Source organism: Hydrogenophaga sp. (assembly GCF_019264445.1).
Taxonomy (GTDB): Bacteria; Pseudomonadota; Gammaproteobacteria; order Burkholderiales; family Burkholderiaceae_C; genus Hydrogenophaga.
In genome coordinates this window covers 1-11,965 of record NZ_JAHVAB010000001.1, presented here as the reverse complement: position 1 = coordinate 11,965, position 11,965 = coordinate 1, and the positions used below count along the sequence as shown (strand labels likewise).

The 11,965-nt window shown below is 69.1% G+C and carries 11 protein-coding genes; 4 read left to right on the top strand and 7 right to left on the bottom strand.

Annotation, left to right across the window (positions count from 1 at the left end):
• The first annotated feature begins 64 nt into the window (after positions 1-64).
• From KXJ60_RS00055 to KXJ60_RS00045, 3 genes are read left to right on the top strand one after another with little or no spacing between them, the layout of a single operon-like run.
• Positions 65-1,123, top strand: coding sequence for a cupin domain-containing protein (locus KXJ60_RS00055; protein ID WP_291123051.1), 1,059 nt, complete (start codon positions 65-67; stop codon positions 1,121-1,123).
• A 14-nt stretch (positions 1,124-1,137) separates the two neighbouring features.
• Complete coding sequence (locus KXJ60_RS00050; protein WP_291123049.1) at positions 1,138-1,839, top strand: fumarylacetoacetate hydrolase family protein; 702 nt, start codon at positions 1,138-1,140, stop codon at positions 1,837-1,839.
• A 45-nt stretch (positions 1,840-1,884) separates the two neighbouring features.
• Positions 1,885-2,283 carry a YbaN family protein gene (locus KXJ60_RS00045; protein ID WP_291123046.1) on the top strand — a complete coding sequence of 133 codons (399 nt, stop codon included), beginning with the start codon at positions 1,885-1,887 and terminating at the stop codon, positions 2,281-2,283.
• Between the two features lies 1 nt (position 2,284).
• On the opposite strand, the gene KXJ60_RS00040 is transcribed toward KXJ60_RS00045, so the two are convergent.
• From KXJ60_RS00040 to KXJ60_RS00025, 4 genes are all read right to left on the bottom strand, one after another.
• On the bottom strand, positions 2,285-3,481 hold the full coding sequence (locus tag KXJ60_RS00040; RefSeq protein ID WP_291123044.1) for a phosphoglycerate kinase: 1,197 nt from the start codon (positions 3,479-3,481) through the stop codon (positions 2,285-2,287).
• Positions 3,482-3,564: 83 nt separating this feature from the next.
• Positions 3,565-5,331: a phosphoethanolamine--lipid A transferase gene (locus KXJ60_RS00035; protein ID WP_291123041.1), complete on the bottom strand. Its 1,767-nt coding sequence runs from the start codon at positions 5,329-5,331 to the stop codon at positions 3,565-3,567.
• Between the two features lie 65 nt (positions 5,332-5,396).
• Positions 5,397-6,743 (bottom strand): HAMP domain-containing sensor histidine kinase, encoded by a 1,347-nt coding sequence (locus KXJ60_RS00030; protein ID WP_291123038.1) that lies wholly within the window; start codon positions 6,741-6,743, stop codon positions 5,397-5,399.
• Entirely contained in the window at positions 6,740-7,462 is a 723-nt protein-coding gene (locus KXJ60_RS00025) for a response regulator transcription factor (RefSeq protein ID WP_291123036.1), read from the bottom strand. Before KXJ60_RS00025 ends, KXJ60_RS00030 begins: the two co-directional genes overlap by 4 nt.
• Before the next feature lie 106 nt (positions 7,463-7,568).
• Between KXJ60_RS00025 and KXJ60_RS00020 the strand changes: the two genes are divergently transcribed.
• Entirely contained in the window at positions 7,569-10,268 is a 2,700-nt protein-coding gene (locus tag KXJ60_RS00020; RefSeq protein WP_291123034.1) for a sulfatase-like hydrolase/transferase, read from the top strand.
• A gap of 15 nt (positions 10,269-10,283) precedes the next feature.
• Here KXJ60_RS00020 and KXJ60_RS00015 read toward each other — a convergent pair whose 3' ends face one another.
• From KXJ60_RS00015 to KXJ60_RS00005, 3 genes are all read right to left on the bottom strand, one after another.
• Positions 10,284-10,619, bottom strand: a complete 336-nt coding sequence (locus KXJ60_RS00015; RefSeq protein ID WP_291123031.1) for an AzlD domain-containing protein — start codon at positions 10,617-10,619, stop codon at positions 10,284-10,286.
• The gene (locus KXJ60_RS00010) at positions 10,612-11,349 is read right to left on the bottom strand and encodes an AzlC family ABC transporter permease (RefSeq protein WP_291123028.1); all 738 of its coding nucleotides are present in this window, start codon (positions 11,347-11,349) and stop codon (positions 10,612-10,614) included. Before KXJ60_RS00010 ends, KXJ60_RS00015 begins: the two co-directional genes overlap by 8 nt.
• Positions 11,349-11,965 (bottom strand): methionyl-tRNA formyltransferase (locus KXJ60_RS00005; RefSeq protein WP_291123025.1); only part of this gene is annotated, 617 nt, incomplete at its 5' end. The genes KXJ60_RS00010 and KXJ60_RS00005, both read right to left, overlap by 1 nt.

Genomic DNA, 11,965 nt, shown 5'->3' with positions numbered 1-11,965 from the left:
GGCTCAGGGCGAACGGGATTCGAGATCTGCAAGAAAAGCCCACACCGCCCACCCTGGAGACACCATGAACGACCTCGGACGACTCGAAGACCTCCCCGCCGACTACGTGGCCGAGCTGCGCGCGCTCAACCTGGTGCCGCTGTGGCCCAGCCTGCGCGGCGTGCTGCCGCCCAGAATACCCACGCGCCAGACGCAGGCCACGCACTGGGCGTACCAGTCCATCAAGCCGCTGCTGCTCAAGGCCGGTGAGCTCACCCCCATCGAGAAGGCCGAGCGGCGCGTGCTGGTGCTCGCCAACCCGGGCCACACGCTGGAGAAGATGCAGGCCAGCGCGGCCATGTACCTCGGCATGCAGCTGCTCATGCCCGGCGAGTGGGCGCCCAGCCACCGGCACACACCGAACGCGGTGCGCATGGTGGTCGAGGGCGAGGGCGCCTGGACCACCGTGGACGGCGAGAAGTGCCCCATGTCGCGCGGCGACCTGATCCTCACGCCCACCGGCCTGTGGCACGAGCATGGCCACGACGGCACCGAACCCGTGATCTGGCTCGACGTGCTGGACCTGCCCCTGGCGTACTACCTGGAGGTGAGCTACCACCTCAACGGCTCGCGCCAGGACGTCAACCCGGGTCAGGGCGACCGCGCCTACGCGCGCGGTGGGCTGGTGCCCACGCCCGTGTTTGGTCGCAGCGGCCGGCGCTACCCCATGCTGCGCTACCCCTGGGCCGACGCCAAGGCGGCGCTGGAGTCGATGGCCGCCGACCGGCCCGACATCGACGCGGTGCAGGTGACCTATGTGAACCCCGAAACCGGTGAAGACGTGGAGAACATCCTCGGCTTTCACGCGCTGATGCTGCGCCCCGGCCAGACGCTGCAGCTGCCCGCGCGCTCGCCCGCCGTGGTCTATCACGTGATCGAAGGCGCCGCGCGCGTGGCCACCGACGCCCAGGCCTTCGACCTCGTCGCGGCCGACACCTGCTGCATCCCCGGCTACACCGGCACCACGCTCACCAATGCGTCGGCCACCGCGCCCGCGTTCCTCTTCCTGGCCGACGAATCGCCGCTGCACCGCAAGCTCGGCGTCTACGAAGAACGCCCCGACAACCAACCTCGCATGCCCTGAACAGGCCTTTCAAGATGACCACCTACCTCTTCCCCCCGCCCCCCGTGGCCTCGATACCCGTGCGCGGCAAGACCGAACACTTCCCCGTCAACCGTTTGTTCTTCGTGGGCCGCAACTACCACGCGCATGCGGTGGAAATGGGCAAGCCGGTCGACAAGACCGCCGAGCGCCCGTTCTACTTCACCAAGGCGCCGCAAACGCTGGCCCTCTCCGGCGCGACCACGCCCTACCCGAGCGAAACGAACAACTACCACTTCGAGATGGAGCTGGTGCTGGCGGTGGGCAAGGCGGGCTTTCGCGTGAAGGCCGAAGACGCGCACGACATCATCTTCGGCTACGCAGCCGGCCTGGACATGACGCGGCGCGACCTGCAGCTGGTGGCACGCGACAAGGGCCGCCCCTGGGACCTGGGCAAAGACGTCGAGCATTCGTCGGTGTGCAGCGAGATCGTGCCGATGCCGGGCGTGGTGATCGAGCGCGGCGGCATCGAGCTGTCGGTCAATGGCGCGGTGAAGCAGAAGTCTGATGTGGACAAGCTGATCTGGAACATCCGCGAAATCATTGCCGACCTCTCGCTGTTCTACCACCTGCAACCCGGCGATCTGATCTACACCGGCACGCCCGAAGGCGTGGGCGCGGTGCTGCCCGGCGACCACATCACGGGCCACGTGGAAGGCGTGGGCCAAGTGGAGCTGACCGTCGGCCCGGCCGCCTGAAGCCACACCCGAACGGACGGCGGGGCCGCTGGCTAAGATGGCGGCGTGACGCCCCAAGCCCCTCTCTCCCGCACCGTGCGCTGGCTGCTCTGGCTCGCGGGCACGGTGGCGCTGGTGCTGGGGGTGATCGGCGTGGTGCTGCCGGGTCTGCCCACCACGCCTTTTGTGCTGCTGGCCGCCGCCTGCTACGCCAAAGCTTCGCCGCGCCTGCACGGCTGGCTGCTCAACCATCGCCTGTTTGGCCCGATGGTGAGTGACTGGGAGCAACACCGCAGCCTCACCCGCCGCACCAAGACCATCGCCCTCACCGGCATGGTGGTGATGGTCAGCCTCTCGGCCTGGGGGTTTCGCCACCAGCCGTGGGCGCTGGGCGGCTTGCTGCTGGTGGGCCTGGTGGGCGCCTGGGTGGTGGCGCGCATCCCCACGCGCGCACCGCCGGCCTGACTCAGCCCTTCGCGCGGCGCTCGAGCACTTCAAACGCGGGCAAGGTCTTGCCCTCCAGCACCTCCAGGAACGCGCCACCGCCGGTGGAGATGTAGCCCACATCCTTTTCGATGCCGTACTTGGCAATGGCGGCCAGCGTGTCGCCACCACCCGCGATGCTGAACGCGCTGCTTTGGGCGATGGCCTCGGCAATGGTCTTGGTTCCGCCTTCGAATGCCGCGAACTCGAACACACCCACCGGGCCGTTCCACACAATCGTGCCGGCCTTCATCAGCTGCGCGGCCAGCCTGGCTGCGGTCTGCGGGCCGATGTCCAGGATCAGGTCGTCATCGGCCACCTCGGTGGCCTTCTTCACGGTGGCCACCGCATCGGCGGAAAACGCCTTGGCGGTCACCACATCGGTCGGGATGGGCACCTCGGCACCGCGCGCGGCCATGGCGTCGATCACCGCCTTGGCCTCGCCCACCAGGTCGGCCTCGGCCAAGCTCTTGCCGATCTTCAGGCCGGCGGCCAGCATGAAGGTGTTGGCGATGCCACCGCCCACGATGAGCTGGTCCACGTTGCTGGCCAGGCTCTTCAGGATGGTGAGTTTGGTGCTGACCTTGCTGCCGGCCACGATGGCCACCAGCGGGCGCTTGGGCGCGGCCAGGGCTTTCGCAATGGCGTCCATCTCGGCGGCCAGCAAGGGGCCGGCGGAAGCGACGGGTGCGGTTTCGGCAATGCCGTAGGTCGTGCCCTCGGCGCGGTGCGCGGTGCCGAAGGCGTCGTGCACGAAGATGTCGCACAGCGCGCCCAGCTTCTTCGCCAGCTCGGGGGCGTTCTTCTTTTCGCCCACGTTCAGGCGGCAGTTCTCCAGCAGCACCACTTCACCGGGCGCCACCGAGAAATCGCCGTCGACCCAGTTCGACACCAGGCGCACCGGACGGTCCATGAGTTCGCCCAGTCGCGCGGCCACGGGGGCCAGGGAATCCTCGGGCTTGAAGGCGCCTTCGGTGGGGCGGCCCAGGTGGCTGGTGACCATCACAGCGGCACCGGCGTCCAGCGCCATGCGGATGGCCGGGATGCTCGCGCGAATGCGCGTGTCTTCGGTGATGCGACCCGTGTCGTCCTGCGGCACGTTGAGGTCGGCACGGATGAAAACGCGTTGGCCCTTCACTTGGCCACGGGAACACAGATCGGAGAAGCGGACAAAGGACATGGTGGGAGCGGGCGCGCGAGCGCTGGGTCGGCTGAGGGAGCCCGCATTGTAGGAAACGCGCCCGCGCCCGAAGGCGCAGCCGGTCACACCGCCGGGCTGCGCGTGACGGGTTGCTCGGACGCGGGCGTTTTCGCCTGGGCGGCCGCGCTGCAGGGCATGAGCGCATCAAGCGCCGGCTGGTAGGCGCGGGTTTGCACGTCCATCAGCCCCAGCACCGAGTGAAAGAAGTGGTCGTGCGAGATGGGTGCTGAAGCTTGCGAGCGCAGGCAGTTCATCGACAAACCGGTGCGCTGCTGCAGGCCGGGCGAGAACCAGCTCACCATGGGCACATGGGTTTGCTGCGTGGGTGCCAGCGCATAGGGCACGCCGTGCAGGTACAAGCCGTTTTCACCCAGGGACTCACCGTGGTCGGACACGTAGATCAGACCCGTGTCTTCGCTGCCGCGCTCTGCGCGGGCCTGCAGCCACTGCAGCGTCTGGTCGAGAAAGTGGTCGGTGTAGGCGATGGAGTTGTCGTAGGCATTGACCAGCTCCGCCGGTGGGCAGTCCGACAGCGTGACGCTGCGGCACTCCGGCAGGAAGGGCTTGCGGTTGTCGGGGGCGCGGCGTGCGTAGGCCGGCCCATGGCTGCCCATCTGGTGCATCACCACCACCACGCCGCGCGCACGCCGCACGGGGTCCAGCGCGGCGATGCGCTGGTCCAGTCCGTCGAGCATGGCCTCGTCCAGGCACTCACCGTCCTTGCACAGGCCGGGCACATCGTGGTCGTTGGCACGGGCGTTGGGTACGCGGTCACACACGCCCTTGCAGCCCGCCTGGTTGTCCACCCACAGCACGGCCAGGCCCGCACGTTGCAGCACGTCCAGCAGGTTCTCGTGTTCCGGGGTCTTGTTGCCGCCCTGGGCGCGGGTGAGCGGCGAGAAGAGGCAGGGCACCGAGACCTGCGTGTTGGTGCCGCACGACTGCACTTCACTGAAGTTGACCAGGTTGCCCCGCGCCTGCCAGCGCGCCAGGGCGGGTGTGGTGTTGCGGGCATAGCCATCGAGGCCGAAGTTCTGTGCGCGCGCGGTCTCGCCAATCACCAGCACGATCAGGGGCGGTCGCGTCTGCTGTGCGTAGCTCGCGCCAAGCTCGGCGTCGCGGCCCACGGGCTGCAGGGCGCTGACTTGTCGCGGGAGCTGGTCCACCGCGAGGCGGCCACCGGCGTACAGGGTGTTGAGCGGGTTGGCCATGTAGCGCAGGTCTTTGTGGTTGCGCATGAGCGAGGCCAGGCCTTGATAGCTCAGCAGCGCAGACAGCACCACGAGCACAAGCCCGGTCAACACCCCCGCGAGGCTGCGCCCGGTCTGTGCCAGCGGTGCACGCAAGGTCAGTGGCCGGCGCCAGATCGCCCACAGCGGCACGCCCGCCACCAGCAGCACGGTGCCAGGCATGGCCCACGACAGCAGGTCGCGCACTTCGTGCACGTCGGTGTGCAGCACGTTGGCCAGCATGGTCGGGTCGATCACCACGCCGTATTGCCACATGAAGTGCGTGTTGAAGGCCGCCACGAGCACCAGCGCACTGGCCACCGGGCGGAACATGCGCGCAGCCATCAGGAGCGAGAGCAGCGCGACCAGGGCGCCGGTCAGCAGCAGGCCCAGACCCAGCATCAGCCCCAGGCGCTGGCCGGGCGTGCCGCCCAGGGCATGGATGCGCTGCCACAACGGCAGGTTGCCCACGCTGGCCAGCCACAGCGCCAGCCCCCACACGGCCACGAGCGGGCGTGTGCCGGTCGCCGCTGGCGAACGCGGGGCGGTTTGGAGAAAGAAGTCAGGGCGCGAAAGCCCGAAGGGCATGGTGAGCTGCATGGCCGGCATCCGAATGCCGGCACATGCCAGCGCACGCACTGTGCGCAAGCTGCGTTAAGCCAACCTTATGCGCTCGGCCAGCGCAGCGTGAATCGCGTCGTCATGGGCAGTTCGCCCGCATCGCGCTCGAGCTGCGCGCCGATTTGTTCGGCAATGCGCTCCACTAGGCGCAGCCCCAACCCGAGGCCGCCCTTTTCGGCGGGCAACGCTGCGGCGGCCTGCGCCCGGCGCCCGTCGTCGCTCACCGAAACGCCCACGGCCTGCGGCGTCTGCCACACCGCCACCACCACCTGCGTCCCGCCGGGGGTGTGGCGCAAGGCGTTCTCGATCAGGTTGCGCAAGGCCAGCTCCAGCAGCAGGGGCTGCGCCAGCACGGCGATCGGCTCCTGCGGCTCCAGCAGGGAGAGTTCATGGCCGCTTTCGTAGGCCGCGGGGGCGTGCGACGCAATCAGCCGCGCGGCCAGCTCGCCGAGCACCACGCGCGAAGGCGCCAGCGCGTCGGTGGCGTTGCGCTGGGCGCGGGCCAGATCGAGCAGCTGCGACAGGATGCGCCCCGCCTTCAGCGACTCCTGCTCCAGCTGCTCGAGGCGCTCTGGCGAAGGGTCTTGCTGCGCCGCGCGGGCCTGAAGCGCCATGGCCGCCAGGGGCGTGCGCAGCTCGTGCGCCACGTCGGACGCAAACTCGCGCTCGCGCTGCGCGCGCGTCTGCAGGGTGTCCACCAGGCCGTTGATGGCCGAGACGGTGCTGGAAAATTCGGCGTGGCGATGATGGGTGTCCAGCCGCTGGCCGGCAAAGCCGTCGAGCGCGGCCACTTCGCTGGAGAGGCGGTCCAGCGGGCGCAGGCCGCGGCGGATGGCCCACCACAGCAACAGCGCCACCAGCGGCAGCACCAGCACCGCAGGCTGCGCCACATGTTCTGCGATGTCCTTTCCCAGCTCGTAGCGCTGGCGCATGTCCATCAGAACGACCACACGGCGGTGCAGGGGACCCACGCCCGCCTGCACCGAGTAGGTCCGCCACAGCGGGGACAGGCCATCGACCTGCACGTTGACCGTGACAAATCCCTGCGATGGCAGCACGGTGAGGTCCAGCCCCGGCGCCATGTCGTGCGTGTCCGTCACGAGCTCGCCGTGGTTCCAGGCCATCACGGCCACGTCCTGCAGGTACTCGTGCTTGAGGCCGGGCACGTCTGGCGGGGCGTCGAGCGCTGCGCCCGTGGGGGCGGCGGTGAGCCACAGTTTGGCGATGGCCACCATCTGGCCATCGGAGAATTTGCGCGCTTCGTGGAACGACGTGTACCAGGCCTGCGCGATCAGGGCACACCACATGATCGCCAGCACGCCCAGCGCCCAGCTGAGCAGGTAGTGCCGAAGGAGGCGGGGCGGGGCCGCCGGTTCGTCCACCGTGTTCATTTCTGCGCCGGCGTGGTGGGCGCGCCGTCTTCGCGCGGCACGAAGTAGCCCACGCCGCGCACGGTCTTGATCAGGCCGTCACCGAGCTTGCGGCGCAGGTGGTGGATGTGCACCTCGATGGCATTGCTCTCCAGCCCCTCGTCAAACCCATACAGCGCAGACTCCAGCCGCGCCTTGGAAAGCACCTGGGGGCGCGCCTGCAGCAGGGTGAGCAGCAAGGCGAATTCCTTGGCCCCCAGGGTCACCGCCTCGCCGGCGCGCAGCACGGTGTGGGCGGCGGGGTCGACGACCAGTTCGCCGTGCGCAATCACCGGGCTGCTGCGCCCGCCAGCGCGGCGCACCATGGCGCGCAGGCGCGCCAGCATTTCGTTGGCGTCAAAGGGCTTGACCAGGTAGTCGTCGGCGCCACTGTCCAGCCCACTGATGCGGTCGCTCACGCCGTCGCGCGCCGTCATGATCAGCACCGGCATGTCGGGGCGCGGCAGTGTGGCGCGTCCCGCTGCGGCCGCGGGCTGGCGACGCAACCGCGCGAGCAGGTCCAGGCCTTCGCCGTCGGGCAGGCCGAGGTCGAGCAGCATCACGTCAAAGGGCTCGACCGCCAGGGCGAGCCAGGCAGCATCGATGGTGGCGCAGAGGTCCACCGCATAGCCCGCCTGGCGCAGCGAGGCCTGCAGGCCGCTGGCGATACCGGGGTCGTCTTCCACCACAAGTGCACGCATATTGAAGCAGGGGTCTGTTCTTTGGAGTCGAGCAGGCGCATTATGGGTTCGCGCCTTAGCCGGTCCTTAAGGCACCGTTAACCCGGGCCCCTCACATTCGCGACCCATGCACGCACTGTCAAGCCCCCCGCGGATATCCACCGCCCGCTCCCGCTCTGCCGTCACGCCGTGGCTGCTGGGCCTGCTCGCGATCACCTTGCTCTGGGACATGAGCGGCCTGGACATGGCCGTCATGCAGCTCTTCGGCGGCGCCGACGGTTTTGCGCTGCGGCACAACGGCTTGCTCGAACGCGTGTTGCACGATGCCATGCGCCATGTCATGACGGGCTTCTGGTTGCTGCTCTGCGCCTGGGCGCTGTGGCCGGGCCTGCGAATGCCACGGCGCGAGCGCTGGACGGTGGTGGCGCTGGCCACCTTGTCGTTGATGGCGGTCAACCTGGTCAAGAACCACAGCCTCACCAGCTGCCCCTGGGACCTGCAGGCGTTTGGGGGCACTGCCCGGCTGGTGTCGCACTGGGCCTGGGGCGTGAGCGACGGCGGGTCGGGCCGCTGCTTCCCTGGCGGACACGCGTCCAGCGGTTTCGCGTTCCTGGCGCTGTGCCTGCCCTGGCTGGCGGCGCCTGCGGGAACGGTGCGCCGTCGCGCGGTGGGGCTGCGCTGGCTGGCTGCCGTGGTGTGGGTGGGGCTGCTGGCCGGTGCGGTGCAGACGGTGCGCGGCGCCCACTTTCCCAGCCACACGCTCTGGACGTGGCTGATCTGCGCCTCGGTGTCGTGGGTGGGCTGGCGCCTGGCCCTGCCCTGGCTGGGCGAGCGCAGCGAGCCGGTGCGCGCGACGCGAACAGGTTTCGCACAAGGGCAACCGCGCCCACCATCGTCTCCCCGCCGCACGCTCACGGCGGTGCTGCGCCCGCTGGTGCTGCCCATGGCCTGCATGCTCGCGGTGCTCTGGATCTCACGTCTGGGCCTGATGGCGTGGCAGGCCGACCGCATCGCGCAGGCGCAGGCCTGGGGCCATGTCTGGCTGCAAGGGCTGCGGTTCGACGCGGTGCTGCTGGGCCTGGTGTGGGTGCTGCCCGCCACGCTGACGCCCTGGCTGGCACTCGGGCAGCGCAGCCAGCGCGCGTGGGGCACCGTGTTGCGCGTGTACGGCGGCATTGCGTTGCTGCTCGTGGCGTTCATGGAGCTGTCCACCCCCGCCTTCATGGCGCAGTACGACAGCCGCCCCAACTACCTGTTTGTGGAGTACCTGGGTTACGCCAAAGAGGTGGGCGGCACGCTCCTCAAGGACTACTGGCCCCACCTGCTGGCCACCGCCGTGCTGCTGCCCACGCTTGCCTGGGTCTATGCCCGGCTGACCCGCCCCGTGGCCCACGGCGTGACGCTGCGCGCGTGGCAGGCGCTGGGCCTGTCGCTGCTGCTGTTTGCATCGCTCGCGCTGGGCGGGCGCGGGGCACTGGGCCACCGGCCGGCGAACCCGGCCAGCGCAGCCGTCACCACCGACCACCTCGTCAACGAAGTGCCCCTGAGCTCGCTCTACACGCTCGCCTATGCCATCTACCAGTCGCGCAAGAGCGAGGAGGGCGGCCTCGTCTACGCCGAGCTGCCGCAGGCGCAGGTGATCGACGTCGTGCGGCGCGAAACGGGTTTGCCTGCCGCCGCGTTCAACGATCCCGAGTCGCCGCTGCGCCATCTGCAAACCACCCTGCACCCGCGCGCGAGGCCGCTCAACCTCGTGATCGTGCTGGAAGAGAGCCTGGGCGCCGAGTTCGTCGGCCGTCTGGGCGGCCTGCCGCTCACCCCCAACCTGGACCGCCTGGCCAACGAGGGCCTGTGGTTCGACAACCTGTACGCCACCGGCACGCGCTCGGTTCGCGGCATCGAAGCGGTGGTGGCCGGCTTCCCGCCCACACCGGCGGTGAGCACCGTCAAGCTGGCCAAGTCCCAGCGCGACTTCTTCACACTGGCCAGCTTCCTCAAACCCAAGGGCTACGAGTCGACCTTCTTCTACGGTGGCGAATCGCATTTCGACAACATGCGCAGCTACTTCATGGGCAACGGCTTTGACCGCGTGGTGGAGCAAAAGGACATGCCGGCCAGTGCGTTCATCGGCACCTGGGGCGCCTCCGATGGCGACCTGTTCGACGTCGCCCACCAGCAGTTCCTGCAGCAGCCCGCCGACAAGCCCTTCTTCGGGCTGGTGTTCAGCTCCTCCAACCACGCCCCGTTCGAGTTCCCCGAGGGCGGCTTCGACCTCTACGAGCAGCCCAAAAACACGGTGAACAACGCGGTGAAGTACGCCGACCACGCACTGGGCCGCTTCTTCGAGAAGGCCAGGCGATCGGCCTACTGGGACAACACCCTGTTCCTCGTGGTGGCCGACCACAACTCGCGCGTGTACGGCCCTTCGGTGATCCCGATCGAGCGCTTTCACATCCCCGGCCTGATCCTGGGCGGCGCCATCCGCACGCCCGAGCGCATCGCCACCGTGGCCAGCCAGATCGACCTGGCACCGACGCTGATTTCGCTGATGGGCCTGAGCGGCGAACACCCGTTGACCGGACGCGACCTGACCGATCCCGCGCAGCGCGCGCGACCGGGCCGCGCGATCATGCAGTTCGACAAGATCCAGGCTTACATGGAAGGCTCGCGCGTGGCGGTGCTGCAGCCCGATGTCGCACCCCGGCTCATGACCTACGCCGAGGGGCAGCTCAAGGACACGGCTGGCAGCGACCCGGGCCTGGTGGAAAAGGCGCAGGCGCACGCGCGCTACGCGCAGTGGGCCTACCAGAAGCAGTGGCACCGCTGAAGGCGGCGCGCGGCCTCACCAGCCCAGGCCAAGGCGCAGCGGCAGGTACACCGCCATGCCGCACACGATGGTGCCGAGCACACCCCGGCGCCAGAAGAACCAGGCCATGCCCGCGGCCGCCGCAAAGAGCCGCGCGTCCTTCCAGGTGGCGATGAGCGCGCCGTGCGTCATCACGATCTCGGGAACGACCACCGCCGCCAGCGCGGCAATCGGCGCGTACTGCAGGCCACGCTGCGCCCAGTTCGGCAAGCTCCAGGGCTTGCCGGAGATGAAAAAGAAGCAACGGGTGATCACCGTGATGCAGCCCAGCAGCACGATGGTGAGCAGGGTCCAGGGATCGACGTCAAACATGGTGCGCTCCCGGCGCATCAGGCCTGAGCTTTTCCAGCACCAGGCAGATCGCCACCGCACTGGCGATGGCCACCAGGATGTTGAGCTTGAGGGGCAAGGCCCACGCCGCCACCGCCGCCGCGCCGGCCACACCAGCGGACACCATGCGCAGCTTCGATGAGGCCAGCGAGCACAGCACCCCCAGCAGCGCGAGGATGCCGGCGAAGCCCAGTCCCCAGGCCACGGGAATGGCATTGGCCAGTGCAATGCCCGCCAGGCTCGCCCCCATCCACGCGATGTAGTTCATGGCGCAGTTGCCCATCAGGTAGGCCTGCTGCTGTGCCAGTTCCTCGGGCGTCTCGCCCGGACGGGCGTAGCGGCGCGCGAAGAACACATAAGTGAGATCGCCCGTGAGGTAGCCCTTGGTCAAGCGCTCCCATCGCGGCAGGTGCATCAAATAGGGCCGCAGATGCGCCGAGAAAACCACGAAGCGCAGATTCACGCAGAAGGCCGCGGCCAGGATCACCCACAGCGGCGCGCCGGCCGCGATCATCGGCACCGCCGCGAGCTGTGCGCTGCCGGCGTACACGATGAGCGTCATCAGCACGGCCTCCAGCACGGACAAGCCCGACTGCACCATGGCCACGCCCGTCATCAACCCCCAGGCGCCGATGCCCATGGCCACCGACACCTGATCGCGAACGCCTTCCCAGTACTCCGGGCGCTCCCGGTACTCGCGGCGGTGGAACATCAGCCGGCCGCCTTCGCCGGGGGCGCGGCGTCCAGCACCTGCCCGACCGCCAGCGGGAAGCCGCGAAGGAAATCGGCCGCAGCCAAGCGCTTGCCGCCCGCACGCTGCAGCTCGGTGAGCACCAGCGCACCTTCGCCGGTGGCCACACGAATGCCATCGGCGTGCGCCGCCAGCACTTCGCCCGGTGTGCCTGCAGCGGCATCGTCGGCGTGCGCAGCCCACACCTTGATGGCTTCGCCCGCCAGGCCGGTGGACGCACCGGGGAAGGGATTGAAAGCGCGCACCCGCCGCGCCAGCGCGCTTGCCGGCTGCGCCCAGTCGATGGCGGCCTCGGCCTTTTCGATCTTGTGCGCGTAGGTCACGCCGTCGGCGGGTTGCGGTTGCGCATGGAGACCACCGCAAGCAGCCATCTCCAGGGCTTCAACAATCAGGCGCCCACCAAGCACCGCGAGGCGGTCGTGAAGGCTGCCCGTGGTGTCGTCGGCGCGGATCGGCAAGCGCTCCGTGAGCAGCATGTCTCCGGTGTCCAGTCCGGCGTCCATCTGCATGATGGTCACTCCGGTCTGCGCATCGCCCGCTTCGATGGCGCGGTGGATGGGGGCCGCGCCGCGCCCGC